The 25,403-nt window shown below is 68.9% G+C and carries 22 protein-coding genes and 1 pseudogene; 13 read left to right on the top strand and 10 right to left on the bottom strand.

The window, feature by feature from the left end; genetic code table 11:
* The first annotated feature begins 154 nt into the window (after positions 1 to 154).
* Complete coding sequence (locus FHX44_RS04150) at positions 155 to 454, top strand: DUF3040 domain-containing protein (protein WP_147254246.1); 300 nt, start codon at positions 155 to 157, stop codon at positions 452 to 454.
* A gap of 1,133 nt (positions 455 to 1,587) precedes the next feature.
* Positions 1,588 to 1,752, top strand: coding sequence for a PspC domain-containing protein (locus FHX44_RS04145; protein ID WP_246170201.1), 165 nt, complete (start codon positions 1,588 to 1,590; stop codon positions 1,750 to 1,752).
* Positions 1,753 to 2,096: 344 nt separating this feature from the next.
* Here FHX44_RS04145 and FHX44_RS44410 read toward each other — a convergent pair whose 3' ends face one another.
* Positions 2,097 to 2,258 carry a copper chaperone PCu(A)C domain-containing protein gene (locus FHX44_RS44410; RefSeq protein WP_484291891.1) on the bottom strand — a complete coding sequence of 54 codons (162 nt, stop codon included), beginning with the start codon at positions 2,256 to 2,258 and terminating at the stop codon, positions 2,097 to 2,099.
* Between the two features lie 760 nt (positions 2,259 to 3,018).
* Between FHX44_RS44410 and FHX44_RS04140 the strand changes: the two genes are divergently transcribed.
* On the top strand, positions 3,019 to 4,125 hold the full coding sequence (locus tag FHX44_RS04140) for a winged helix DNA-binding domain-containing protein (RefSeq protein WP_170308764.1): 1,107 nt from the start codon (positions 3,019 to 3,021) through the stop codon (positions 4,123 to 4,125).
* Between the two features lie 305 nt (positions 4,126 to 4,430).
* On the opposite strand, the gene oxc is transcribed toward FHX44_RS04140, so the two are convergent.
* Positions 4,431 to 6,161 carry an oxalyl-CoA decarboxylase gene (gene oxc / locus FHX44_RS04135; RefSeq protein ID WP_147254243.1) on the bottom strand — a complete coding sequence of 577 codons (1,731 nt, stop codon included), beginning with the start codon at positions 6,159 to 6,161 and terminating at the stop codon, positions 4,431 to 4,433.
* 382 nt (positions 6,162 to 6,543) lie between these two features.
* Between oxc and FHX44_RS04130 the strand changes: the two genes are divergently transcribed.
* The 3 genes from FHX44_RS04130 to FHX44_RS04120 all read left to right on the top strand — a co-directional run bounded on the left by FHX44_RS04130 (position 6,544) and on the right by FHX44_RS04120 (position 7,885).
* A complete protein-coding gene (locus FHX44_RS04130) occupies positions 6,544 to 6,732 on the top strand; it encodes a hypothetical protein (protein WP_147254242.1) in 189 nt (62 codons plus the stop codon).
* Between the two features lie 260 nt (positions 6,733 to 6,992).
* A complete protein-coding gene (locus FHX44_RS04125) occupies positions 6,993 to 7,289 on the top strand; it encodes a transposase (protein WP_212612317.1) in 297 nt (98 codons plus the stop codon).
* A 350-nt stretch (positions 7,290 to 7,639) separates the two neighbouring features.
* Positions 7,640 to 7,885, top strand: a complete 246-nt coding sequence (locus FHX44_RS04120) for a hypothetical protein (RefSeq protein WP_147254241.1) — start codon at positions 7,640 to 7,642, stop codon at positions 7,883 to 7,885.
* 323 nt (positions 7,886 to 8,208) lie between these two features.
* On the opposite strand, the gene FHX44_RS04115 is transcribed toward FHX44_RS04120, so the two are convergent.
* Entirely contained in the window at positions 8,209 to 9,495 is a 1,287-nt protein-coding gene (locus FHX44_RS04115) for a TMEM143 family protein (RefSeq protein ID WP_147254240.1), read from the bottom strand.
* Between the two features lie 57 nt (positions 9,496 to 9,552).
* Complete coding sequence (locus FHX44_RS04110; protein ID WP_147254239.1) at positions 9,553 to 9,792, bottom strand: hypothetical protein; 240 nt, start codon at positions 9,790 to 9,792, stop codon at positions 9,553 to 9,555.
* 463 nt (positions 9,793 to 10,255) lie between these two features.
* Here FHX44_RS04110 and FHX44_RS04105 point away from each other — a divergent pair, with 463 nt between their 5' ends.
* From FHX44_RS04105 to FHX44_RS04095, 3 genes are all read left to right on the top strand, one after another.
* Positions 10,256 to 10,528 (top strand): hypothetical protein, encoded by a 273-nt coding sequence (locus FHX44_RS04105; RefSeq protein ID WP_147254238.1) that lies wholly within the window; start codon positions 10,256 to 10,258, stop codon positions 10,526 to 10,528.
* Between the two features lies 1 nt (position 10,529).
* Entirely contained in the window at positions 10,530 to 11,663 is a 1,134-nt protein-coding gene (locus tag FHX44_RS04100; RefSeq protein WP_170308763.1) for a M14 family zinc carboxypeptidase, read from the top strand.
* A gap of 935 nt (positions 11,664 to 12,598) precedes the next feature.
* Entirely contained in the window at positions 12,599 to 12,865 is a 267-nt protein-coding gene (locus FHX44_RS04095) for a PspC domain-containing protein (RefSeq protein WP_147254236.1), read from the top strand.
* A gap of 1,457 nt (positions 12,866 to 14,322) precedes the next feature.
* On the opposite strand, the gene FHX44_RS04085 is transcribed toward FHX44_RS04095, so the two are convergent.
* The 3 genes from FHX44_RS04085 to FHX44_RS04075 all read right to left on the bottom strand — a co-directional run bounded on the left by FHX44_RS04085 (position 14,323) and on the right by FHX44_RS04075 (position 17,040).
* Entirely contained in the window at positions 14,323 to 15,252 is a 930-nt protein-coding gene (locus FHX44_RS04085) for an alpha/beta fold hydrolase (protein WP_246170200.1), read from the bottom strand.
* A 75-nt stretch (positions 15,253 to 15,327) separates the two neighbouring features.
* On the bottom strand, positions 15,328 to 16,047 hold the full coding sequence (locus FHX44_RS04080; protein WP_147254234.1) for an alpha/beta fold hydrolase: 720 nt from the start codon (positions 16,045 to 16,047) through the stop codon (positions 15,328 to 15,330).
* 42 nt (positions 16,048 to 16,089) lie between these two features.
* A complete protein-coding gene (locus tag FHX44_RS04075; RefSeq protein ID WP_147254233.1) occupies positions 16,090 to 17,040 on the bottom strand; it encodes an alpha/beta hydrolase in 951 nt (316 codons plus the stop codon).
* Between the two features lie 343 nt (positions 17,041 to 17,383).
* Between FHX44_RS04075 and FHX44_RS04070 the strand changes: the two are divergent.
* A pseudogene (locus FHX44_RS04070) lies at positions 17,384 to 18,014 on the top strand (sodium:solute symporter family transporter); the annotation flags it as partial.
* 167 nt (positions 18,015 to 18,181) lie between these two features.
* On the opposite strand, the gene FHX44_RS43095 reads toward FHX44_RS04070, so the two are convergent.
* On the bottom strand, positions 18,182 to 18,334 hold the full coding sequence (locus FHX44_RS43095) for a LuxR C-terminal-related transcriptional regulator (protein ID WP_246170901.1): 153 nt from the start codon (positions 18,332 to 18,334) through the stop codon (positions 18,182 to 18,184).
* Positions 18,335 to 18,958: 624 nt separating this feature from the next.
* On the opposite strand from FHX44_RS43095, the gene FHX44_RS04055 reads away from it, so the two are divergent.
* Positions 18,959 to 21,736: an ATP-binding protein gene (locus FHX44_RS04055; protein ID WP_147254231.1), complete on the top strand. Its 2,778-nt coding sequence runs from the start codon at positions 18,959 to 18,961 to the stop codon at positions 21,734 to 21,736.
* A 57-nt stretch (positions 21,737 to 21,793) separates the two neighbouring features.
* Here FHX44_RS04055 and FHX44_RS04050 read toward each other — a convergent pair whose 3' ends face one another.
* Positions 21,794 to 22,198, bottom strand: coding sequence for a hypothetical protein (locus tag FHX44_RS04050; RefSeq protein WP_147254230.1), 405 nt, complete (start codon positions 22,196 to 22,198; stop codon positions 21,794 to 21,796).
* A 1,421-nt stretch (positions 22,199 to 23,619) separates the two neighbouring features.
* Between FHX44_RS04050 and FHX44_RS04045 the strand changes: the two genes are divergently transcribed.
* On the top strand, positions 23,620 to 24,138 hold the full coding sequence (locus tag FHX44_RS04045; protein ID WP_246170199.1) for a gamma carbonic anhydrase family protein: 519 nt from the start codon (positions 23,620 to 23,622) through the stop codon (positions 24,136 to 24,138).
* Positions 24,139 to 24,466: 328 nt separating this feature from the next.
* Positions 24,467 to 25,096 carry a transposase gene (locus tag FHX44_RS44135; RefSeq protein WP_170308762.1) on the top strand — a complete coding sequence of 210 codons (630 nt, stop codon included), beginning with the start codon at positions 24,467 to 24,469 and terminating at the stop codon, positions 25,094 to 25,096.
* On the opposite strand, the gene FHX44_RS04035 is transcribed toward FHX44_RS44135, so the two are convergent.
* The gene (locus FHX44_RS04035) at positions 25,038 to 25,307 is read right to left on the bottom strand and encodes a GlsB/YeaQ/YmgE family stress response membrane protein (protein WP_147254227.1); all 270 of its coding nucleotides are present in this window, start codon (positions 25,305 to 25,307) and stop codon (positions 25,038 to 25,040) included. The genes FHX44_RS44135 and FHX44_RS04035 overlap by 59 nt on opposite strands.
* Positions 25,308 to 25,403 lie beyond the last annotated feature (96 nt).

The raw sequence follows: 25,403 nt of genomic DNA, 5'->3' as shown, positions 1-25,403 counted from the left end.
ACCGATGTCACCGGCCGCAGCGGCGAGGAGGTTGGACCGGGCGAAGTCGTCCCAGCTGGAGTGGAAGTCGCGCCAGCCGTGAGCACGGTCGCCCCCTGATGCCCGGCCCGGATCCGGCGCGCACCGGTTGAGCGGCCATCCGAGGAGGATCGTCATGCTCAGTGAGCGGGAGCGACAGGCGTTGGATGAGATCCAGCATCGATTCGTCACCGACGATCCGTGCTTCGCAGCGTCCTCCAATTACGTATCGCTCGGCGAGTCCCGGTACTCGGTGCAGTGGGCGTACAAGCTGCCGAGCTGGGCGTACCCGACCGCGATGGTCGTCGCATCGGCGTCGGGTATGGTCATGTCGATGGAGGGGGCTGCGGGAGGCGCGCTGGCCTTCGCGTCACTCGCCACGGCGATCTCCATGCTGGGGTGGAGCCGCGAGAAGACGGTCCGGCGGGAGCCGTAATCGGTCGATCGTGTCCGCGAGGCCGACATCAGCTCAGCACCGGTGTGGTGAATGAACCCGCACAGTTCCCAGCGGTAGCCCGACTCGTCACGGCCGGCATCGTCGCGAATCTCTACCCGGCTGGACCGCCTGTCCCTGTTCGATGTGCCGTGCTCCTCTCGCGCGGCGCCGCGCCAACGCGACCGGCCCGGCACCCGGTGACCTTGCCGCTGCCCGGCAATCCGGTGGACCTGAATTCGATGAACAACGCCGATGAACCGGCAGCGTGGCCGCGGCAAAGTGGAGGCGAAGGTGCTGGATCGCCTCGAGGCGTGGAAGGAATAGGAGCAACAGCAGTGGGTACCGCGGGCACCATCGGGGATGGCATCAGCCTCAGGTCGTGGGCGGAGCATTCACCGTCGGCCGCGCCCGCTGCCGCTCGGACCACTCCGGCGCCCGACCCGAGCGTGAAGGGACGGGTGGCACCGGAGCCGGGACGCATCTCGCTCACTCTGACCCCTCACGAGGCGAGGACCCTGTCGTACAGCATCCAGGGCTCATGCAGAGTGCGATCAGTTGAGCCGTCAGGGAGGATTCGCAGTGCTGTCGCTCTTCGGACACGTACGGCGCGCCGTGGGGTCGAAGCCGGACATCGTTGTGACCGGGCCCAGCCCTGCACTGGCTTCGTGCTCGACAGGGGACCTACCGGATGGCGTGATCGTGTTTGATCGAACGGGGCCTCGCCGGCCAGGTTGACTTCGGATCCTGTGCGGTCTGGGGCCAGGTCTCGCGTCGAAGGCACAGCCGCGGACGCGACCCGCCGGACCGGAGTGTCGGGCCTGAAATCCGTGCGGTAAGCACTGTGGAAGATGCTGCTCGGCCAGTAGGCCGAGGACTGCGGCGGGCTGTTCGTATGTCAGCAGGTGGCCGGCACCGGGCACGGTCACCAGGCGGGCACGGAGCTGATCACGCTTGGCGACGGCGAGCCGATCGGGCGGGAACACCACGTCGCGCTGGCCGGCGGCCACGATGCACGGCACGGACGACCATCGACGCACGAGCTCGGGGGTGGCGGCGGAGGCGTGCTGCGCCATCGGCACCGGGTTGGGCGGTGACGACGGGGGGTACCAGCTCGTGTGGCGAACTCTCGGTTGGTGCGTCCTCAGTCGGAGAAGTGGATCGCCGGTGTGTGCGCCGGGCTGGCCGATCGGTTCGGCGTCCCGCGCGGGCTCGTCCGCATCGTATTCGTGATCTTCGGGTTGGTCGGTGCTGGGGAGCTGGCGTACATCATCCTGTGGATCCTGATCCCGAAGGCCTGAAGGGGGGCGGTGCTGTCACCAATCGAGGACTACGAGCTGCAGCAGATCGGTACTTCTTCTGATCGAGTGCGAGCAACGCGTAACACTCCCTGGTTCGGCGAGCGACCTCCCTCCAACCCTTGGACGGGGCGGGCACATGCCCCTCGTACTCGCACCGGCCAGGGGGCCATGGTGGCGCCCGCCAACCCCCCGGCGGGCGCCGCCACCATTCCGGCTTCGGGCCGACCGTTGGGGGAGGCGCAGTGTCGGGAAGCGATCGTTTCTTGATGCGTGCTCGATGCGGACGGGCTCCCGGAGCCCGATCAGTCCGCGAGCTTCGCGCCCTCGCGGAAGCGCTCAGCTGGTCAGCCGGTCGCGATCCCGGCCGTCTCGGGTTGGCGGGCTCGCGATGGCAGGATGCCGGGGTTCTCCACGGGGAGCTCGAGGCGTAGTGAGCCGGCGTGCTCGAAGGTGAACACGACCGGGTAAGTCAGGCCGGCGCGGATCGGCTCGGTGAGACCGACCAGCGCGACCTGCGCAACGGTGGTTCCGGGAAGGGCGATGGCCGACAGTGGCTCGTTCTAGCCCGCAGTGAGCACGTGCCCATCCGGTACCCGCGTGTCCCCGACGATCCGGCCGGATTCTGCGATCGGGCTGCTCACGGAAACGAGCCGGTCGGGGCGCAGCCCGTCGTCGATCCGGCTGGTGGCGTCGTTCGATCGTGAACTGCAGCGGGGCTGTCTCGCCCGGCCGGTACACCTCGTCGCCGGGGACCGGCCCGTCGTAGGTGACCAAGGCGTCGCGCACGACCAGGGAGCCGAGTCGACCGCCCACCCCGCCGGTCATCGTGACCTGCACGCTGGTCTGCGCATGCTGCCCGGCCGCGCACCCTGTGAGGGCCAACACCAGCGCCGAGCTCACCGCTCCAGGAGCGCGATCCTGTGTCCGGGGGGCTTGCACACAGTTCACCCGTTGCGTGCTCCTCGGATAACTGTTCCCGTCCTGGCCTCCAGGGATAAGTGGTCTCGGCGCGGATGGCTGATTCACTTCTGAGGGCTGGCCCGCCGTCCTCTTTGGCGGACGGACTGTCCTGTTGGTGGGTCCACACTCACTCCGTGAGCTACCCGCCGACCGGTCTGCGCGGAGATTTCGCATCCTGCCGGTGGCCAGATCTACACTCCCGAACCCAACCGTGGGGAGAATCCGCATGACCACCGACCGGCTCGCCGGCGTCCGGGACCGCGAGGATCGGCCGACCGACCACACCCAGCCCGCCGGCGGGCAGCGGTGACGCTGGAGGGGCTCGAGTTGGCCCACCGCCGCACCGGCGCCGTTGGCCTGGGCGGCGCGCAGCCGGCCCCGTTCGCCGACGCCGCCGATGTGGTCGGCTGGTTCGGCGGGCTGCAGTCTCAGGACTACCACCCGGCGAAGTGGGCGCTCGCCCAGCGGCTCGGCCCCGGCGTCACCGACGCAGACCTCGATCGCGCATTCGACGACGGCGTCATCCTGCGCACGCACGTACTACGCCCGACGTGGCACTTCGTGGCCCCCGCCGACTTGCGCTGGCTGCTGGAACTGACGGCGCCGCGGATCCACGCGCTCAACACCTATGCCTACCGGCGGGGTGAGCTCGACGGTCCGCTGCTGCGCCGCACCACGGACCTGATCGCCGACGCCGTCGCCGACGGGCACCACCTCACTCGCACCGAGATCGCGGCGTTGCTCGCCCGCCATGGCATCACCGCGACGGGGTTCCGGCTCGGCTACATCCTCATCCACGCCGAACTGGAGCGGATGGTCTGCAGCGGCCCGCTGCGGGGGAAACAGCACACGTACGCGCTGCTGGAGGAGCGGGTCCCGCGGGCGGCGAGCCTGGAGCGCGAGGCGGCGCTGGCCGAGCTGGTCGGCCGGTTCTTCACCAGTCATGGTCCGGCGACGGCGAAGGACCTGGCGTGGTGGTCCAGCCTCACGCGTGTCGACATCGCCACCGGGCTGTCGCTCGCCGGCGACGCGCTGGAGAGCACCGACGTCGACGGCATCACCTTCTGGTCCGCGCCGGGAAACGCCCGCACGCCGGCCCCGTCCCCATCGGTGCGGTTGCTGCAGGCCTACGACGAGTACATCGTCGGCTACACCCAGAGCAGGTACCTGCTCGACCTCGGCGACCTGGCGGCCGTGGCATCGGGCAAGGCCTCACTGCCGAACGGTGTCATCGTGGTCGACACACAGGTGGCCGGCCGCTGGAGGCGTACGGTCCGGGCCGACACCGTCGTGCTCGATACGGTGCTGTGCCGGCCGTTCGACGCCGCCGAGACCGTCGCGCTGCACGCTGCGGCCGACAAGCTGGGCATGTTCCTGGGCGCACGCGCTGTCGTCTCGGCGAGCGTGCTGTGAGCCCAGGCCCGGGCTGCCACGGTCGACCCCGATGTGGCCGCATCGGAGCTTCGCCTTCTGCCGTGGTGTCCGAGTTGCGCACTGACCACACGCGTCGCCCTTCAACGATCAAGATCACGTCGCGTGGGATTCGACCCAGGTCACGCAGCTTGTGCTGCGAGGCGGCCCGAATCCAGGTGGCCGACGGCGCCCCTCGCCATGTTGGTCACCAGCGCTCCGCCCGCCAGCCGCGTATGGGGTGTCGGGCTACCTTGGAGCGGCACCGGGAGCCGATGGCCAGTACGGTGCCGCTGACCATGTAGGGATCACTGCTTCGCGTTGAGGCCCTTCGGGTTGAGATGCTTGATGTTGCCGGACTCGGTGCCGTCCGCCGGGTCGATGATGCAGTCGATCAGCGCAGGCTTGCCCTCCGCGAGCGCCTTCCGCAGCATCTCGCCGACCTGATCGGGTGTCGTGGCCTGGTAGCCCGTGCCGCCGAACGCCTGCATGAGGATGTCGTGCCGCGCACTCAGGTACGTGGGCGCCGGGTCGCCCGACGGGGAGGCGTCGTCACCGCGGTACACGCCGCTGTTGTTGAGCACCATTGTGATCACCGGCAGGTCGTAGCGGGCGATGACTTCGGCCTCCATACCGGAGAAGCCGAACGCCGAGTCGCCTTCGATGGCGATCACCGGCTGCCCGGTCTCCACCGCGGCCGCGATGGCGTAGCCCATGCCGATGCCCATCACGCCCCAGGTACCGGAGTCCAGCCGGTGCCGCGGCACGGACATCGGGATGGTGTTGCGTGCGAGGTCGAGGGCGTTGGCGCCCTCGTTCACGAGGTACACGTCGGGGCGCTCGGCGATCACGTCGCGGATGGCCTGGAGCGCGCCCAGGAACGTCATCGGCTGCGCGGTCTTCGCCGCCTCCAGCCGCTTGGCCATCTTCGCCACGTTCGCCGCGGACTTCTCGGCCAGCGCATCTCGCCACGCGGAAGGTGCCGCGATCTGGCCGGGCTTCGTGCGCTCCACCAGCGCGTCCATCACCGAGCCGATGTCGCCGACCAGCGGAGCGGCGATCGGCTGATTCGAGTCCATCTCGTTCGCTGCGATGTCGACCTGAATGAACTTCGCGTCCGGGCTCCACTGCGGCGCGTCCCCGTGCCCCAGCAGCCAGTTCAGCCGCGCGCCGACCAGCAGCACGACGTCCGCCTGCTTCAGCGCCAGCGACCGCGCGGTGGCCGCCGACTGCGGATGATCATCCGGCAGCAGTCCCTTGGCCATCGACATGGGGACGTACGGGATTCCGCTCGACTCCACGAACTGGCGGATCGCGTCGTCGGCCCGCGCGTACGCCGCGCCCTTCCCGAGCACGATCAGCGGGCGCTGCGCGCCTGCCAGCAGTTCGATGGCCCGGTCGACGGCCGTGGCGTCGGGTATCTGCTTCGGCGCCGGGTCCACGACCTCCCAGAGGGACTTCTCGCCCTTGTCCTTGTCGATGATCTCGCCCAGCACCGCCCCCGGGATGTCCAGGTACACCCCACCGGGTCGGCCGCTCACCGCCGTGCGGATCGCCCGCGCGATGCCCCGTCCGATGTCCTCCGCCCGTGACACCCGGTACGCCGCCTTGCAGAGCTGCTTGGCGACCGCCAGCTGGTCCATCTCCTCGTAGTCCCCGCGCTGCAGGTCCACGATGTGGCGCTCGCTGGAGCCGGAGATCTGCACCATCGGGAAACAGTTCGTGGTGGCGTTCGCCAGCCCGACCAGGCCGTTGAGAAATCCCGGCGCGGAGACCGTCAGGCAGACCCCCGCCCTCTGCGTCAGGAACCCGGCAGCCGCGGCCGCATGCGCCGCGTCGCTCTCGTGCCGGAACCCGATGTAGCGGATCCCGGACGCCTGTGCCAGGCGCGCCAGGTCCGTGATGGGGATGCCGACGACACCGTAGATCGTCTCCACCCTGTTCAGCTTCAGCGCGTCGACGACCAGGTGAATCCCGTCCGTCAGGGCAGCCGTGTCGTCGCCCCCCGCTTCCGCGGCCTCCGCGACTGTGTCCGTCATGGCCTGGGTCCTCCCTGGCTGTGCCGTTGGTTCCGCCGTTGACTGTATGCAGTACACCAGTACGGCTGTAGGGGCCAGGGGGAGATGTCTGACACGCCGGCGAGCCGCGCCGATCTGCAGGCGTGTCCGGTGCGGCCCCCTCCAGGGCGGCCGTGGCGCGGGCAGTCACGTGGGCTGTGGCCCAGGGCGTTCGTGTGGGCCGGACGGGGAACCAGCGCGATCCCGCGCTGACGAGGGATCGTCCCGCCGTCGTCACGACATGTAGAGCGACAGTAACCGGAAGCGAACGACGCAGGCCGTCGCGTCCACATGCGGCCGTAGAAGTACAGCTACGAGTACAGCTACGAGCGCGATGGCGATGGTCGCAAGGTGAACGGCTCGGATGGGTCACGAGAGGTGCAAGGAGGGTGCACCTGCGCCGACTCTCATCACCGACGCCGAGGTCCACGCGATGTTCGACTCACTCGGTGACGTCGGTGCGGCGTTGGAGGACGCGGAGCCGGACCGCCTCGAACGGCTGCACCACGAGCTGAGTCTGGACCTCCGCTACGACCATACGGTCGAGCGGTAGAGGTCCTGCTCGCGCCGCGTGTGACTAACGGGCGTGTCCGAGGGGGGAGTTGCGCACTAACCACACGCGTCGTCCTACGTTGAGGATCGGGCCAACTGCCGACTGACGGAGCGTCAGTTGTTCATTGCCAACCGGCGAAGCGGCTCTTTGCTGTGTGTGGCGCCAACCGACACACAACAGCGTGCCCGGTCGGCGAGAGGCTCCGACGCACGCGAGAACGTCTGGTCTCAGGCGCCCTTCTTCCACTCGATGATCTGGAGGTGAACCGGCGAGTCGTCTCCCGGGCGGTGGTCATCGCCACCGGCGTGCGCGCTGATGGCTGGCGCGAGGTCCTCGGGCTCGCCGTCGGCGACAGCGAGGACGGCGCGTTCTGGACCGCGTTCCTACGCAGCCTCAAGGCCCGCGGCCTCGTGGGGTACAGCTGGTGGTCTCCGACGCCCACACCGGGCTTCAAGCAGGCCATCTCCACGGTGCTGCTGGGCGCGGCCTGGCAGCGGTCCGCACCCACTACGCGGCGAACGGCACGATGCGCCGCGCCGTGTCCGGCAGCGCGGTGAGCCGGAACCGGGTGAGCTCGGCGACGGTGGCTGGCACGACGGATCGGTCCCCCAGCCCGGTGCCCGGCCCCCCAGAGCTCCTCGATCAGGAATGGGACGCTCTCGGCGCGAGTGCGGAGCAGGGCGGTCAGCCGGGCATCCGGCGGCGCGCGCAGGCAGGGGTGGCCGTGCGTTCGGTGGCGCAGCGCGAGTTGGGTGTGACGGCGTGACTGAGCCGCCCGCGGATCCCGCCAGATCGGCGGCGCGGCTCCCATCGGCAGAAGGGTCATGGGAACTCGGTAGGGACAAGGCTGTTCGATATCGGCGCGTGCCTGCCTTGTTGATCAGGGGTGACGGGTACGCCCGTGGGCATGAGCGGCACGATCCCGGCAACGGAGCCGGGCAGCGTAGTGATCAGCCCGGAGCATGTCCGCGAGTTGCGGGCGCTGCTCGTCGAGGTCCGGAAGCAGCAGTACGCCCCGGAGACGTGCGGGCACATCAACAGCGCCGCCGTCGAGCTGGCCGGCTACCTGCGAGCACTACTTGGTCCGGAGCCGACGCCGCCGAGGCCTCGGCCACAGGAGCCGGCAGTGCCGAGGCCCCGGCTGCCCGCATGACCCTCGGCGCGCCCTCAAAGAGCTGCCATGCCAACCGGTGCCCAGCAAGAGTTCCGGCGGCCTTGTAGCACGAGCTGCGCGAGGTCGGCCGGCCAGCAGCGGTGCACAAACTCGACGCGCCCGCGGACGTCCTGCTGCATACCCCTCGCTTTCCACGCTCGGGCCATCGACGAAACGCCGCCCACGCGGATAGGTCGGTGATTGCGGGCGTCGGGCTGGTCGGTTATCTCCCCGGAGCCGCTGTACGAGCGCTGGCGCAACCGGGTGCGCCGCGAGCGCTGGGCGCGGCCGAGGTCTGAAGGCCGGCGTGCGGCCCGTGAGCCTCAGGCCTCGGCGGCGCGCGGCGGTGCATGGTAGGCGAACAGGTTGTCCCAGATCTCGTCCAGGCGGCGCTTGGCCTCGTCCAGCGTCACTGCGGTAAGCCGTCCCTGTCCGTCTTCGTCGACCAGCCGCAGCCGGCGCAACTTGCCCACGCCGTCGTCGACTTCGAAGTCGAAGGCGGCCTCCCACCGCCGGGCGAACCAGTCCTCGATCCGCCGGTCCAGCTCCGCGGCGGTCAGCGGCTGCCCGGCGGTGCGCAGGAAGTGGTAGGCGAGCACCGCCTCCTTGACCTCTTCCTCCTCGGCCGCATCCAGCAGGTGGTGGAACACGCCCGCGTCGTTGTCGAGGTTGCGGAAGTAGAGGTTCTCGGACAGCGCCTTCATGAACTGGATCTTGCGGTTCTTGAACTTGCTGAACTGGCGCACCAGGTAGCCACCGAAGGCCATCAGGGCTGCTCCGAGCGCGACAAGCTGGCCCTGATTGAGCTGGACTGGTTCCGTATGTACGCCGAGCCAGAGCCCCAGCAGCAACAACACCGGGATCAGCGCCGCGATGAGCTTGGTCACGACCACGATGATCCCGGAGACGACCGCGGGAACGCCGATCAGCAACTTGTCGATGAGGCGCATCCGCACCCGCGCATTGGGAAACAGCATCTCCAGGTCGGCGCGGGGCACGTCCTGGAACAGCTTGATGATCGTCGACCCCGCCTTGAACGGCAGATCGTCGACATCCTTGCCCTTGGCCTCGAAGTGGGCCGCGTCCTTGAACTTCACATAGACGAGGACCTTCGCGTAGTTGGTGAACTCGATGGTCCGGCGGCGCAGCCCGAACAGGTGCTTCACCTCCTCCTGGCGGGTGTGCTCGCCACGTCGGTAGAACACGACATGCTCGAAGTCGTCGAAGTCGGCTTCCAGGCGGACCTTCATCAACGACTCCTCGACGAACGCGCGGTCGAGGTCGTCGGTGCTGATGCGCTCGAAGTTCGCGTGCTCGGCAAGGGCGGTCAGCTCGTCGACCAGACGCTGCTGCGCCGCCTGATGCTCGGTGGGGCCCAACTCGACGGACGTGCGCGCGTCGGCGTCGAACGCGCGCGTGTCGGTGTCCGGGTTGAACGGGTAGTAGGCGTCCTTGAGTGCTTCGAGCCGGGCGCGGAACTCATGGTGCAGCAGGCTGGCCAGCAACTCGGCGAAGGCCTTGAACGACTCCCGCTCCTCAGCCGGTACCTCATCCGCACACATCGTGACGATGCTGGTCCTGCGGAACGGGATGAATCGATCCCCGGTCACTGCGGGCCCTTCTGCAAAGCGCGCGCACCCTCGCGCGACCCCCTGCTAGTCCAGCCGCTACGAAGCGGGGGCTGGTTCCGGCCCTGGCTGCCCGCCTTCTCGCGCCAATTCCTCCTGAGCCCGGATCATCTGTGCCATTTCCTCAAGTCTGTCCGCCGCCGCCGCGCCACCGCATGTCAAGGAGGCGAGGAGTGCGCCGAGCAGGCCGGACCGGTCAGCCACGATCCGGATCCGACCGACTTCGACGACGAGACCCAGCAGGTTGAGACGCAGTCCGTCCGGGATGTCGAGGATCACACACTCTACCGGCGTCGTCATTTTGCGCCCTCTTCCGATCATTGGGCATTTCGGAGATGGTGGTCGTCCGTCAGGTGTCAGCACATCTGTAGTTGTTTTGAGCAACTTCGGCTTACCACGCCCTAGTCCGGACCTCTCCTTTCCGCGCCACGGCGATACCCACCTTGGGGCTGTTGAAACCTGGAGACGAGTAGGCGACAGCGACGGGCGCCGATCGGCTGCTCCCATTGCTGTTTCCGGTCCTGTTCATCTACTACGTTCGGAGTCTTCTTGGCGAGTTATGGCGGCCGGTGTCGTCGCCCCGCGCCCGGCGGGGCTGCGCGCCGCGTCCTGATCCCCGGGGGTCGCCCGCGCACGGTGCCACGGTCACCCCGGGCGGCCCCCGGCTCGTCGCGGGTAAGGCGGATCGGTCCCGCCGCTAACGCCGGTTGCGCTGGTGTCGGCGAGCGGTGAGCATCGTGGGATGGCGCGCTACCACGTGACGGTCGTGTCCGGGGACCCGTCGCGGACGGCCGCGGAGGTCGCCGTCGACGCCGGCGCGGAGGTGATTCGCAAGATGAGCGTGGCGGACGGGGTCGCGGCGCTGGCCACGGACGAGCAGATCGACGCGCTCACCGCCGCCGGCGCGACCGTGCAGCGGCATGCCGACCTCGCCGAGGGGCGCGCGGAGCGGCTCGCCGAGGTCGGCGAGGGCGACCGGTATGCCGAGGCGCTGCGCCGGCTGGCCGGGCGCTGAGATGCCCTACCTCAACGTCGGGGAGGTCGAGTCGGCGCTGCAGGTCGTTGCGGCCACGCATCCAGGGTTCACCGAGCTGGTGACGGTGCCGCACCGCACGTGGGAGAACCGAGTCTGCCGCGCGGTGCGGGTGGCCGCCGACCTGGCGACGGCGCGGCCCACTGTCGTCCTCGTCGCGGGCGTGCACGCGCGGGAGTGGGGCGGGCCGGACATCCTCGTGTCGTTCCTGGAGCGCCTCACCGCCGCCGCCGCGGCCGGTGCGGAGATCGCCGTGCCTGGCTACACGGTGTCGGCGGCGGACGTCGAGCGGATCGTCGGCGGCCTGGACGTCGTCGTGTTCCCGCAGGTCAACCCGGACGGACGGGCGTACTCGATGCACCCCGGAGGCAACGAGCTGTGGCGCACCAACCGGCGTCCGTCGCCGGTCGGCGGGGTGGACGTGAATCGCAACTACGACTGGCTGTGGGACTTCCGCCGCTACTTCGACCCGCGAGCCCTCGCGCGGGGCGAGGTGTCGGTGTCCGACGCGCCCGGCCAGGACACCTACCACGGGCCGGACGCGTTCTCCGAGCCGGAAACCCGCAACGTCGCCTGGCTGGTGGACCGCTACCCCACCACCCGCTTCCTCGCCGATGTGCACAGCTTCTCGGAGCTGATCCTCTATCCGTGGGGCGACGACGACAACCAGTCCAGCGAGCCCGAGCAGAACTTCCGCAACCCCGCCTTCGACCGCAGGCGCGGTCTGCTCGCCCAGAACGGGCACCCACAGGCCGGCCGCTACGGCGAGTACCTCGACCCCGGCCACCGCCGACACCTGATCGAGATCGGGGAGCGGATGCGCGACGCCGTCGAGTCCGTCAATGGCCGCCGCTACACCGTCCAGCAAGGCGCGCAGCTCTACGGCACCTCCGGCACCTCCGACGACTGGACCTTCGCCCGGCACATCCTGGACCCGGCGCGCCCCGTGATCTACCCCTACACCATCGAGTTCGGGCGCGAGCGACCCGACGACGTGGCGGCGAGCTTTCACCCCCCGTACGCGGACATGGAGAAGATCATCGACGAGGTCGTGGCCGGACTGCTGGAGATGTGCCGCGCGGGATTGGACCGGTTGGCCGCCGAGCAGCTCCCGTAGTCGCGCCCGCGCCGCCCCTCCGATGCGCCGAGACCTACCGGCCTTGCTTCAGTGCCCATCTCGCGCTCGACGGTCGCGAGGTCACGACCCTCCGCAGCGTCGTCGGATGCGCGGCCCGGACCGTCACGGCAGGCGCTGCGCTGCGGAACGGCTCGCCACTGACCCTGAAGCCGCTCCCAGACCGGACGCCCGTCCGGGTCGTAGACCAGCCGGTACACCGGCACGGCCCAGAGCTTGATCTGCGGCGACAGCTTCTCGGGAAGGTGCGGGCGCAGCCGTCCCGGGGCGGGCGGGCCCCGCGGTAGCCGTTCCGGTGCCGGCCGTCGATAGCGTCGGCGCAGCTCAGGGTGACGGCAGGCAACCGTCCACGGACGCGGACGACATGGCGCCGCTGATCGTCACTGACCTCACCGAGCACGACGGAGGCCAGCCGAGCGCCCTACCTGCGTGCTGGCTTATATAGCTGGCGAGCCGATCCAGTCGCTCTCGTACCGGCTTTCGGTGCCGAGCCCCGACGAGGAATCTCCAGCAAGAGAGTCGGGGGGTTCGGCGACAGTACGCCACTACTTGGTTCCACTGGATAGCCGTACGTCAGGGTATTTTGGCGAATGCTCGTCCACCCCAGCGGCCTGGATGTAGATGCTCAGGCTCACCCAATTACTGGAGCTGAAATCTCGAGGCTGACAAGACCCAGACGTAGCTGAGTCCGACGGATCGGACTCGGTCCTCGTGGTTTGAGTCGAGCTTCTCTCAGGGACTGCAAGGTCCGTGGCCCGGCGCGTAGCGCTGGGCCAACCCCTGACTCACCGGGTCCAGGAGTCTCCGGGTCAGGCCAGGGGGCGTCCCTGATGGTTTCGGGTGAAGCGGAGCGCAGGATTAGTCCTGTCCGGTTCACCACACTCAGACTGCAGAACGCAGAGAGGAACGATCAGTTAATGGAATCCATCCACTCGACCTTCCACCACGCAGGCCTTGTCCGGCCGCAGGACGGTCGGGTACTGGCCGGCGTGTGCGCCGGGTTGGGCCGCCGCTTCGGCCTCGCCCCGTGGCCCGCGAGGCTGCTGTTCGTACTGATCCTCCTGATCGTGCCGGGGAGCCAGCTCCTCATCTACCCGGTCCTGTGGATCCTGATGCCGAACGAGGCACCGGCGGTCACGAGCGTCCCGATGACTCCGGAGAACGAAACGGCCTCCGTGGCGTAACTGTGTGATCAGTGCCGGTTGATACCTCACCATGGTCGACCGGCACTCGCATGTCGTCAGCGCCATCGGCGGCCGGGACGAGCAGTCGAGAGGTGTCATGGACAACCTCTCCTTCCGACCGGGGTCGCACGTCTCGCCTCGGTCTGCCGCAGGACGAGCCGCGGGCGATCGCAGCCACGGGGCACGGCCACCGTACGGAACGTCGACGCCGCATGCTCCTTCTCGCTCAGGGTCGTAAACGACGGGCGGCACCAGGGCGGCCGGGCGCCGTATGGCTACGTGGTCGTCGAGGCGGGACCGCACCCGAACCCCCGCAAGGCCGCCGAGGACTAAGTGGTGCTGACTTCGAGGCGCTTCGATCGGCCTCCTCGCGTGGCCAGGACGACTCGAAAAAACCACCGCCTCGGGTCGCCCAGAAGCAGCGTCGCAGCGCAGGAGCTGTGACGACCGCGATCTCACTGCTCCCGGCAACTGAACTCGGGCTGGTCGCCTCCACCGTCGGCCGCGTCCTGGCCCGCCACCGGGTGCCGCACCTGTCGGCGATCGAACCGATCAGCGGCGCCCCGCTTCGGCGCCGACACTCCGGGTCCTGCTACGAACGTCCCCACCCCGGAGATCTGCTGCACATCGATGTCAAAAAGCTTGGCCGGGTCCCCGACGGCCGCGGATCGGGGAGCATGAAGATCTCGCCGAAGCGGCCCAGGCGACAGATCAAATCGCTCGCGAGCAAGATAGTCGCTCCGAAGAGCAACCGTCCCGGACTCGTGCGCCGCCCCGCACTGGCGTGTCCCAGCGGGACTTGAACCCCCACGCCCGCCACCAGGGCATACCGAGCGAGGCAAGTAGAACCCCGAGAAAACCGCTGGCCAGAGACGTGATCTTGTGTCCGAGGGGGGAGTTGCGCACTAACCACACGCCTCCTCCTATCCTGAGGTCGGGCCGCGGCCGGCGGGGCCGACACCCGCGATCGGACGACCGGACTCGGCGCCCGCGTGTTCAGACTCTCCTTCCTCGATCAAGGCGGCGCTGCGTCCGATGCAGCCGCAAGCGCTCGCGCCGGGCGTGCGGCCTCCGGCCGGTCCCCGCGCGGCGCGCGGATGCGCGAGCCGCGCCGCACCTGCGGGCTGGCCGAAGTCAGCGCCTCGCCGGATGGCGGGCAGATCGTGTCGATCAACCCGGATTCGCTTGGTGTCGTGGGCGCAGGATTCGACTCACGCCGCTGACCAGAAGCGTGTTCCCGCTCGAGCCCGTAGCGGGCCCCCCGCATCCGGGACCTGCTGATGCACGGTGGTCTCGGTGGACGCGGCCCTGCGCTACGACGAGCACGGCCGCCGGTCTGGCCGGCCGCGCAAGGCGCGGGGGAACGAGCAGGGGAGCAGGCGCGTCGTTGACGCCGTCACCCGTCATAGCCGTCACACGCGCGTCTTGATCAGCAGCGAGTGCCTGTGCGCTCGAGCCTAGAAAGTGAGCTGACATACTTGAGCGATTGCGTCCACGAACGCTTGAGGCGCTTCCTGCGGAAGATTGTGTCCGGCATCGGGAACCTGGCGGTGCACTCGTGGACCTGTGGAATGCGCTGCTGAAGGGCTGCCATCGGTCGCCGGGAAGTTGCCGTCGGCGAGGCCGTCCAGGGTGACCGCGGGAACCGTGATGGGCGGCAGACCGGCGAGTTGTTGTTCGAGCCGCTCGTACGGAGCTGCGCCGAATGCGTGCCCGAGGCGGTGACGGTAGGAGTGGATGACCACGTCGACGAAGTCGGGGTTCTCGAAAGCCTCGGCGGCGCAATCGAGCGTCGCGTCATCGAACTGCCACCTCGGGGAGTTGCGTCGCCAGATCACTTCGGCGATCGCCCGTCTGTTCGCCGTGAGCCCGGCGTGGCCACGTTCAGTGAGAAAATAGTAGAAGTACCAGAACCCTGCTTCCAGGTCTGGTCGAATCGGAGCCATCGCAGCGCGGATGTCCTGGATGAGGTAGCTGTTCACGGAGACGATGCCCGCAGCCCGCTCCGGCCAGAGCACTCCGACTACGCACGCCGCCCGGCCGCCCCAGTCGTAGCCGGCAAGGACGGCGCGGCGGATCTGGAGAACGTCCATCAGTTCGACCACATCGGAGCCAAGGGCGGCTTGCTGTCCGGAGCGAGGAGCGTCCGGATCGAGGAACCGGGTCGGCCCGTGGCCGCGGAGGTAGGGAACAAGCACGCGGTGACCGGCTGCGACGAGGGCGGGCACCACGTGGATGTAGCTGTGGATGTCGTAGGGGAACCCGTGGAGGAGGATGACGACGTCACCGTCGGACGGGCCTGCCTCGAAGTACGCGACTTCGAGCGTCGCGGTACGAACGCGCTTCAGCGGCAGCAGCCGTGCTCTCTCGTCCATCCGTCTGGTCACTTCCCACATCGTCAGTTGGTTGCGTGGTGGCGCCCGCCTGCTCACGGCAGGAGGGCGCCACCACGCTTCCGGGTGCTACGCGGCCGTGCCGGTGGCGGCGAGGATTGCCGCCGTCACGGCGTCCGGGCGGGACACGCTCAGCGCGTGTGAGGCGCCGGGGATCTCGTACGTTCCTCGTGAGCCTGCGCGCTCGGCCATGAATCGCTGGAGGGCGGCCGGGATGTTGAGATCTTCGCTGCCGAATACGAACCAGGACGGGATCGTCCGCCAGGCCGGTGAGGTGGTGGGCAGGCCGTCGGTGAGGGCAGCCTCTGTGACCGGCCGCTGGCTGGCGGCCATGAGGGCCGCCTCCGCTGCCGGGACGTCGGCCGCGAACTGGTGATGAAAGGCCTGCGTGGTGATGGCGAACTCGTTGCCTCCGGTCGAGACCGGGTAGGCCGCGAGCGCGGCGCCGAGCGTGCTCCCGGGGAACTTGCCCGACAGCTCGAGCGCAGACTCGCCGTGCTCGGGCGCGAAGCCCGCGACGTAGGTCAGTGCGATGACCGCGTCGTTGCCCGCGGCCGCCTCGGTGATGACCAGGCCTCCGTACGAGTGCCCGACGAGCACAACCGGCTTGCCGATCCCGACGATGACGTCGTGAACGTAGGCGGCGTCGCCTGCCACGCTGCGCAGGGGGTTCGCGACTGCGGTGACGTCGAACGACTTCTCCTGCAGCTGCTCGATGACCCGGTTCCAGCTCGCGGACTCCGCGAAGGCGCCGTGCACGAGCACGACGGCGGGCTTGGTATCTGTCATGATCTCTTCTCCGTGAGGTCGGCGTTCGGTCGTGGCGATGCGTCAGGTGACGGCGAGGGCCTTGCGGAGGACCTGGATCGCCTGCTCGACCGCGCCGGTGGTGGCGGCGGCTCCACGGACGGGGTTGAGCATCATGAAGTCGTGGATGATCGCGTTGTAGCGCACGCTGGTGGTCCGGACGCCGGCCTGGGTGAGGCGGCGCGCGTAGGCCTCGCCCTCGTCGCGGAGCACGTCGTTCTCGTCGACGATCAGGAACGTCTCGGGCAGCCCGGCAAGCTCCTCCAGGCTCGCGCGCAGCGGTGACGCGGTGATCTCGGTGCGCTTCTCCTTCTCCGGAAGGTAGGCGTCCCAGAACCAGGCCATCCCCTTCGCCGTCAGGAAGGGGCCGTCGGCGAACTGCCGGTAGCTGTCGGTGTCCTGCGCGGCGTCGGTCACCGGGTAGTACAGCGACTGGTGCACGAAGGTCACGTCACCGCGCTGCTTGGCCAGGATCGCGACGGCTGCGCTCATGTTGCCGCCGACCGAGTCGCCCGCGATCGCCATGCGGGAGGCGTCCAGGCCCTCGCCTGCGCCTTCCTTGGTGACCCACCGGGCAGTGGCGTAGGCCTGCTCGATCGCGACCGGGTAGCGAGCTTCGGGGGAGCGGTCGTACTCGACGAACACGACCGCGGCGTTCACACCGACGGCGAGCTCGCGCACGAGCCGGTCGTGGGTGCCGGCGTTGCCGAGAATCCACCCACCGCCGTGGATGTAGAGGATGGCGGGCAGGACGTCTGCGGCGCCGACCGGCTTGACGATGCGGACCTGTACGTCGCCGACCTCGGCCGGCACTGTGATCCATTTGTCGTCGACGTCGAGCTTGTCGACAGGGGCGGCCTGGAGGTCGTCGAGAACCTTCCGGGCGCCCTCCGGGCCCAGCTGGTACAGGAACGGCGGGGCCGACGTGGCGTCTGCGATCTCTTGCGCCGCTGCTTCGAGGACGGGCTTGGTCATGATGGGGGTTCCTTGTCTTTCCGACATCCGATTCGGTTGGGATCGGATCAGCTGCTTCCGTGCATGTCCTTCCACGGATGTGTACGGACTGCGGGTTCTTTCAATCGTCCGACGGCTCGCCGCGAGCAGCGCGTCGATGCTGGAAACGGTGCGCGGCGCGCGATGTAGTGGATTGCGTCGCTGATGAAGGAGAACGGAACGAACCTGGCCGGACTGGTACCTGTGTCGCGCGTGAGGACGAATCCTCGTGATCCATCTTCTGGCTGCGGCCCGACCGGATGCCTGCCCCAGCTAGGACCGGGTGGCGGCTCGATCTGTGACACCCAGGCGCGGCCCCTCCGACCTTCTGCCCTTCTACTACGGCAGCAAGGCCCGCAGCGTGCTGGAGTTCCTCCGGAGGCGGTTCAACACCACCACGCAGCGGGTGAACGCGGTGACGTTCGCGCTGGCGGCGGTGCTGATCGCCGGGGTGAACCTGTACGCGCTCGGGCTGATCCTCGAGGCGCTGCTCGGCTGGTCGCTGGAGCTCGCGATCCCGATCGCGGCGCTGGTGGTGCTGAGCTACACGTTCCTTGGCGGGCTGTCGGCGGCGATCTACAACGAGGTGCTGCAGTTCTTCGTCATCCTGGCCCTGCTGATCCCGCTGACGGTCGCGTGCCTGGCCCGCGTCGGCAGCTGGGAGGGGTTGCGGGACGCGGTGAGCGGCCTGCCGCCGGGGCCGGAGCAGCTGTCGTCGTGGCCGGGCACGCCGCTGACCGAGATCGCCAGCCCGTTCCTGTCGGTGCTGGGCATCGTGTTCGTGCTCTCGTTCGGGGTACTGGACCACCAACTTCGCGGAGGTGCAACGTACGCTGTCGGCGCGCAGCATGTCGGCGGCGCGCCGCAGACCGATCATCGCCGCGTTCTCCAAGGCGTTGATCCCGCTGGTCGTGGTGATCCCCGGCATGGTCGCCGGCGTCCTGGTGCCGCAGCTGACCACGTTGAAGGAGGGTGGAGCTGACGGATCGTGCTGTGCCGCGCCCCGTGGGAAGCCGGTGCCTCCAAGCTAGACCGATGCAGCCGCCGGAATTGCGTCGGGCAACGCCTCCGAAAGCTCCTTCCGGGAGCTGACACCGAGCTTGGTGAACACCTTGCGCAGGTGCTACTCGACAGTGCGCGGGCTGATGAACAGCTGGGTGCCGATCTCCGGGTTCGTGCGCCGGTGTGCGGCGAGCCGGGCGATCTGCGCCTCCTGAGCCGTGAGCTCGTCGCGGGTCTCGGCCGGGCGTTTGTGCGCAGTCTCGCCCGTGGCCACCAGTTCGCGACGGGCCCGCTCGCCGAACCCTTCGGCGCCGACAGCGGTGAACAGATCGTGAGCGGCTCGCAGGTGCTCGCGCGCGTCGTGACGTCGGCCCTCGCGGCGCAGCCATTCACCTAGAGCAGGCGGGCACGGGCGAACTCCGCCCTGACCCGGGTGCGGCCAGCCGCTCGATCGCCTCACGGTAGAGCCGCTCCGCGGCAGCACCGCGGACCAACAGCGCGCGTGAGCGCGCCTCCACCCCGAGCGCCCGGTCGGTGCCGCTGGCGCGGGTCATCGCCGATAGTCGCTCGAAGGCCTCGGCTGCGAGCTGGGTGCTGCCGGTCCGTGCACCCGCTTCGATCAGCTCGGCCGCGCCGCCGCGTTCGCAACCTCCCCGGTCCCTGGCGGGGGCAACGAGTTCCGGATCCGACCGGACGCCTTCCACCAGCAGTTCGTCGCCGACGGGTCGGCGGCCGAGGCACCCCGCTGTGGTTTTACATCCTCAAGGAGGCAGAGCACCGCGGTGGCGGCGACCGGCTCGGGCCGGTCGGCGGCCGGATCGTGGCGGAGCGGAGTGGCATCATGGGAAGGCCTGAGCTGATCGGAGTCGGGCCCCCTTGACAAGCGCGGTGGTGGTGGATGTCGGTCGGCGCTGCTCGGCGCAGACTGCGTGGCAGGCGTGGCGAGTGCCAGGCGCTGGGTCAGCTGGTGGCGAACGTCAGGGCCGGTCGGAGCCAGGTACTGGTTCTGCGCGGTGAGGCGGGGGTCGGCAAGTCGGCGTTGGTGGACTACCTCGTCGGGAGCGCGGCGGGATGTCGGATCGCGCGCGCTGTCGGTGTTGAGTCGGAGATGGAGCTGGCCTTCGCCGGGCTGCACCAGCTGTGCGCGCCGATGTTGGGGCATCTCGATCGACTTCCCGGCCCGCAGCGTGATGCGCTGTCCGTCGCGTTCGGTCTGAGTGCGGGGAGCGCGCCGGACCGCTTTCTGGTCGGGTTGGCGGTGCTGAGCCTGCTGGCGGAGGTGGCAGAGGAGCAGCCGTTGGTCTGTGTGGTGGACGACGCGCAGTGGCTCGATCAGGTCTCGGCACAGACGCTGGCCTTCGTCGCGCGCCGGCTGCTGGCGGAGCGGGTGGCGCTGGTGTTCGCGGTCCGCGAACCGGTACTCGGTCCGCTCGTCGCATTGGTGGGGCTGCCGGAGCTCGTGATCCGCGGTCTACGCGACGGCGATGCGCATGCGCTTCTGGCGTCGGTGGTCCCCGGGCGGCTCGACGACCGCGTCCGGGACCGGATAGTCGCGGAGACCCGCGGCAACCCGCTGGCTCTGCTGGAGTTGCCGCGGGGGTTGACGGCCGCGGAGCTGGCCGGTGGGTTCGGGCGTCCCGACGCGCGGCCCCTCTCCAGCCAGATCGAGCAGAGTTTCCTGCGGCGTATCGAGTCGCTTCCGGTCGCGACGCGACGGTTGCTGCTGGCGGCGGCTGCGGAGCCGGTGGGGGACGTGCCGCTGCTCCGGCGGGTGGCCGAGCGGCTCTCCATCGGGCCGGACGCCGCCGCGGCGGCCGAAGCGGCCGGTTTGATCGAGATCGGGGTGCGCGTGCGATTCCGTCACCCGCTGGTGCGCTCGGCGGCGTACCGCGCGGCGGACCCCGGAGACCGTCAGGAGGTGCACCGCGCACTGGCGGAGGCGACCGACCCCGAGTCCGATCCGGATCGCCGAGCGTGGCATCGCGCCCACGCGGCGGTGGAGCCCGACGAGGTCGTGGCCGGCGAGCTGGAACGGTCGGCAGACCGGGCACAGGGCCGTGGTGGCATCGCGGCGGCGGTCGCCTTCCTGGCGCGGGCGACCGAGTTGACTCCCGATCCGGCGCTGCGCGCGGCACGGGCGCTGGCCGCCGCACAGGCCACGTTCGAGGCGGCGGCGCCAGATGCGGCCTACGAGCTCCTCACAGTCGCGGAGATCGGTCCGTTGGACCCGCTTCAGCGTGCCCGGCTGGAGCGGTTGCGCGCCCAGATCGTCTTCGCCCGCAGGCGTGGGAGCGACGCTGCGCCCTTGCTGCTCGCTGCCGCCGAGCGCCTTGAACAGCTCGACGGCGGGTTGGCACGTGAGACCTATCTCGAGGCGCTCGGAGCAGCGATTTTCGGCGGCCGCTTCAACGGCCACGGCGGTGTGCGGGAGGCGGCCGAGGCCGCTCGGGCCGCACCGCCGGCACCGCAACCGCCGCGGCCGATCGACTTCCTCCTGGATGGCGTGGCAGCGCGGTTCACCGAGGGCTACGTGGACGGCGTGCCGAAACTGCGGCACGCACTGCAGAGTTTCCGGCAAGAGACTCTGCGCAGTAAGGAAGACATCACGCGCTGGCTCTGGTTGGCGTACCCCATCGCGCAGGAAGCTTTCGTGCACGAGCTGTGGGACGACGAGGCCTGGCATGAGCTGGCCACTCGTGCGGTCCGGCTCGCCCGTGAAGCCGGCGCTCTCACCGCCCTTCCCATAGGACTCGTCTACCGCGCCGGTGTGCACCTGCACGCTGGAGAGTTCACCACTGCGTCGGCGCTGATCGAGGAAGCCGATGCGATCACCGCAGCGACCGGCAACGCACCCGTGATGTACACCTCGCTGGTGCTCGTCGCCTGGCGCGGCGAGGAAGCCGTGGCATTGGAGCTGATCGAGGCCGACGTTCGGGACGCGACCGCCAGGGGCGAGGGAAGGGTGCTCGGCATGGCCGGGTACGTGACCGCGGTGTTGTACAACGGCCTCGGCCGTTACGAGGCCGCCCTCGCCGCCGCCCAACGGGCATGCGAGCACGAGGACCTGGGGTTCTTCGGCTGGACCCTCGCAGAGCTCGTCGAGGCGGCCGCCCGAAGCGGTGCCCACGAGGATGCCGCCGAGGCCGTGGCGCAGCTCGAGGAACGAACACGCGCCGCCGGCACGGACTGGGCGCTCGGCGTCCAGGCACGGTCGCGCGCGCTGCTGAGCGAAGACCAGGAGGCGGCCGACGGCCTCTACCGCGAAGCGATCGAACGGCTCACGCGCACCCGCATGACCGTTCACCTGGCGCGTGCCCACCTGGTGTACGGCGAGTGGCTGCGCCGCGAGAACCGGCGCCGCGATGCGCGCGAACAACTGCGAATCGCCCACGAGATGCTGCACCGTTTCGGCGCCGAAGCCTTCGCCGAGCGTGCCCGCCGCGAACTCCAGGCCACCGGCGAGTCGGTGCGTCAACGCGCGGTCGAGACACGTGAGGTCCTCACGGCGCAGGAGGCCCAGATCGCCCGACTGGCCGGTGACGGACTGACGAACTCCGAGATCGGCGCCCAGTTGTTCATCAGCCCTCGCACTGTTGAATGGCACTTGCGGAAGGTGTTCACCAAGCTCGACGTCGACTCGCGCCACAAGCTCCGCGGAGTGCTGGCCGAAACCTGACGGAACAACCAACCGTCAGTCGTGCTCCTCCGCGCCGGTCAGCATCGGGACCGTTCTCTACGTGCTGCTCATTACGCAGGATGCGTTCTCGCAGTGGCTGAAGGTCGACCCGGTGCTGTGGCGGATCCGGCCGCCGGACCGTGGGGCCTGGGGCGCCACCCCGGACCAGCAGGCCGCCATGGCGAAGCTGGCAGGCACGTCGGTGGCTCGACGATGGCTGAGCCGATCAGGGCTTGTCGTCGTCAAAGACGTCATCTTCGGATCCGTCCGGGTGCACGATGACCACGCGGGTCGGCTCTCCGGGCTCGAGGCGGCACCGCGAAGGCGAGTTGCGATCGCCAGCAGCGCGTAGGCCTGCGCGGCCTGCACCCGCTCCGCTGCCGTCATGTTGGGGGCGACCTTCTCCGCTTGGGTGAGCTGCTCGCGCCCCTTCCGGATCCAGAGGTGGCTGTTGTCGTCCATCGGTGTCCTCCCGCACCGGTGACCCGATTCGGGCTGTCGCGTGAAGCTCGCGCCCTGTTGGCAGCGCGGCGGAGTTGGGCCTCGCGGACATCGCGCCGACCGGTCACGCCGCTGCATGGTGGGCGATGCGACGGCATTGGCCGCGCGGGGTGGAGCAAACATGGAGCACGGCATTGCGCCAAGCGGGTCGGAAGGGAAATGAGATGCGTCGTACTGCACCGCGCCAAAGCAGTGGATTCTCTCTGTTCGCAGGTCAGCGGGATTCGTTGACCGTACTGGGGGTCAAGGGGTCGCAGGTTCAAATCCTGTCGTCCCGACGGCACAGACGGGTGGTTCCCTTCGGCGGGGGAGCCGCCCGTCGGCGTTTCTACCTGGGAAACAGGCTGGTTGCTGGATCTTCGTTGGCATCCGCGCTCCGTGGGAGCGCGACGTCCGTCGCGCTGAGCGTGCCGAGCAGCGCGGTCAGGAGCACTGCGGCTGTGGGGACGCACGGCTATGCTCGACCCGCTCAGGACCGTCGAGTTCACGGCGGGGTCGGGCGCTCGCACAGGGAGTCGACCGCGTCGAACACCGCGGCCGGGGCCGCCCCGTCCACGGCGACTGTTGATCGCGGCCCACTGCAAGTCGTGGTTCGGAGTCACGGCAGCGACCATCCGGAGGGCCTGCTCACGAAGCTCCCGCGGGTAGGGCTGGGCGCGACACGTCATGGCTCCAGATCCTCAGGAGATCGAGTCTCGCGACACGCCGGGTGGTCCACATACAAGTCGGCGGTTGGTGTGTGACCCGACGCGCGCGGGAATTCCAACCCGGTGGGGCGCTTGGACCACCACATCGGGGGCGGATCCCGTCCGTCCGGGGAAGGTTGGTCTGCGGGGGTGCCGTCGTCGGTAGCCTCGTCGGGATCCTCGGTGCACCCGAGCTGGTCCGTCTGGTCAGCTGGCGCAGTGGCCACGTGTGTCGTCATGGCCTGGGTGTGCCGGATCAGCTGGCCGCAAGGCCTACTAGGCATCAAACGGCTCACTGAGGCGGCATCGACGTCGGACTGGAGCAGTCAACGGGCTACAGCAACCTTCGCCTACCTGGCGTTCGCCTTCAGGATGTCCTTCGCCGGTGTCGGAGACCGAGCCGGCCAGCACGCGGATCCGAAAGATCGCACTCGGGCACGCCCTGCTCTCCTACGTCTTCGGCATCGCATCCTCGCCGCGGCCTGTCAATCCGGTGACTAAATCTGGGCAGTTCTGATCGACGACGTGCATCGAAGGAGTCGCGAAATGGCAATTGTTGAGCATTACTTGCACCCAGTTGGAAGCGGTGCGACGTTTGTCACACATCGGAATCGTAGTCCGCGGGTCGACGAATCGGCCTACATTGCTCCGACCGCTGTTCTCTGCGGCGATGTCACGGTGGGTCCCCACAGTAGGGTGCTGTTCGGCGCGGTGATCGCGGCCGAAGGCGGCTCGGTGGAGATCGGCGCGAATTGCATCATCATGGAGAACTCTGTTGTCCGCGGCGTCCAGCGCCATCCGGTTCGGATCGGCGACCACGTGATCGTCGGTCCACACACACACCTCACCGGGTGCGTGATTGAGGGCGACGCACGGATCGCGACAGGGGCGGTGCTGTTCAACGGCGCCCGCCTCGGGGCGCGCGCTGAGGTCGAGTTCGGCGCGGTCGTGCACGTGAACACCGTCGTGCCTTCGGGGATTGTGGTTCCGATGGGCTGGTTCGCCGGAGGTGACCCTGCGGAACTCGTATCGCCCAACGACTGGGAGCGCATCCGGGCCATTATGGGTCCGCTGGACTATCCAGGAACGGTTTTCGGAGTGAGTCAGCCGCCCGGCAGCACAGCAATGCCAGACATCGCCCGCCGCTACGCGCGCAGCTTGGCGTTGCATCGCTACGACGATGTCTATGACGGCGGCCAGGTCAGTTCCCAGTAGGATCCGGTATCCGCGGGTAGTTGAAGTAGGTTAATTGTCGTCACCAGACCCACCACAGCCTGATCGACACCACCCGCCGAACGAGCAGTCCAGCGCGATGTTCACGTGACACCGAATCTGCCTGTCTCACGCCCATGAGCTCTCATGCGGCCACTGAAGTTCAGTTGATGCGCCGCAAGACGGCGCCCGGCGGCTTGGAGTCTCGTCGGAAACTCGAAGGCGGGCCACCGCGCACCTCCCGCGTCTATTCGCTCCGCGGTTGAGCTTCCCCCGTAGCAGGGACACCTCAACTGAGGCGGCGGCCTCGGCCACCAGGAGGGATGTCCCTGTGCCCGCTCCCCACCCTCCTGAGTTCCGTCAGCGCGCCGTCGAGCTGGCTCGGCAGCGGACCAAACCCGTCGCTGAGTTGGCGAAGGAACGGCGCATTTCAGAGTCGTGGTTGCGGAACTGGATGGCCCAGGCGGACGCCGGCGGCGACGCGCTGACGGTCATGCACCTTTCCTGTGGTGCTGGGAGTTCACCCAGTGCGGGTACCAGGTCGAGATCGCCAGCCCGGACGGCGGCGCCCTGCAAGCTGATTCGTGGAGCGACCCGCGCGACGCCTCCGAGTACTCGGCGGAGGACCTGCTCAGCCTCGGGTTCCTCAGCTCGCAGGGGCAGACCGCCCTCGTGGCGAACTCCCTGCCACTCGCAGCCGTGGACACCGACGGCTATGACTCGGTTTTCCTGGTCGGGGGACAGGGACCGATGTACACGTTCTGCAACGACGAGCGGGTGCACGGCTGGTGGCCGACCGCGTCGAGGCCGGCGGCTGACTGCCGTGGTCTGCCACGCCACCGCGCAGCGAGGTGTTCCAGCAACGCGCTCTTGCCGATCCCCGCTTCGCCACCCTCGAACAGCTACTGCTTCGACTTTGCTCTGCGTATGCGCCACCACTGCCAGGCGAGCGTCACGATGATCGCGCCAGCGAGCGAGCCGATGATTCCACTCGGGCGGAAGGCCAGGCCGTCTCCGGAGAACAGGCTGATGATGAGCCCACCGACGAACGAGCCAACGATGCCAGCTGTAAGTGCGCGGCCCCAGTCGACAACCTTTGCAGACTTGCCAACGATGAGCTGCGCGGCTGCCCCGATGAGCATCCCGAACAAGATGATGCCGAGAAGGAGCATGCCGCAAGCCTATGACCTCAATCACCAAGTCGTCGAGGACGGCGCACCTGGTCATCGTCGACGCCCACCTCGGATTGCGCCGCACCGTCGCGGCGG

The sequence above is a fragment of the Pseudonocardia hierapolitana genome (assembly GCF_007994075.1).
Taxonomy (GTDB): Bacteria; Actinomycetota; Actinomycetes; order Mycobacteriales; family Pseudonocardiaceae; genus Pseudonocardia; species Pseudonocardia hierapolitana.
The sequence above is the reverse complement of the archived record's forward strand: the minus strand, read 5'-3'. Positions and strand labels throughout refer to the sequence as shown.

Coding starts and splice junctions, on each gene's coding strand:
- FHX44_RS04150 (WP_147254246.1), top strand. CDS start 155: ATGCTCAGTGAGCGGGAGCGACAGGCGTTGGATGAGATCCAGCATCGA.
- oxc (WP_147254243.1), bottom strand. CDS start 6,161: ATGACGGACACAGTCGCGGAGGCCGCGGAAGCGGGGGGCGACGACACG.
- FHX44_RS04130 (WP_147254242.1), top strand. CDS start 6,544: ATGGGTCACGAGAGGTGCAAGGAGGGTGCACCTGCGCCGACTCTCATC.
- FHX44_RS04120 (WP_147254241.1), top strand. CDS start 7,640: ATGAGCGGCACGATCCCGGCAACGGAGCCGGGCAGCGTAGTGATCAGC.
- FHX44_RS04105 (WP_147254238.1), top strand. CDS start 10,256: ATGGCGCGCTACCACGTGACGGTCGTGTCCGGGGACCCGTCGCGGACG.
- FHX44_RS04100 (WP_170308763.1), top strand. CDS start 10,530: ATGCCCTACCTCAACGTCGGGGAGGTCGAGTCGGCGCTGCAGGTCGTT.
- FHX44_RS04095 (WP_147254236.1), top strand. CDS start 12,599: ATGGAATCCATCCACTCGACCTTCCACCACGCAGGCCTTGTCCGGCCG.
- FHX44_RS04080 (WP_147254234.1), bottom strand. CDS start 16,047: ATGACAGATACCAAGCCCGCCGTCGTGCTCGTGCACGGCGCCTTCGCG.
- FHX44_RS04075 (WP_147254233.1), bottom strand. CDS start 17,040: ATGACCAAGCCCGTCCTCGAAGCAGCGGCGCAAGAGATCGCAGACGCC.
- FHX44_RS04055 (WP_147254231.1), top strand. CDS start 18,959: ATGTCGGTCGGCGCTGCTCGGCGCAGACTGCGTGGCAGGCGTGGCGAG.
- FHX44_RS04050 (WP_147254230.1), bottom strand. CDS start 22,198: ATGGACGACAACAGCCACCTCTGGATCCGGAAGGGGCGCGAGCAGCTC.
- FHX44_RS04035 (WP_147254227.1), bottom strand. CDS start 25,307: ATGCTCCTTCTCGGCATCATCTTGTTCGGGATGCTCATCGGGGCAGCC.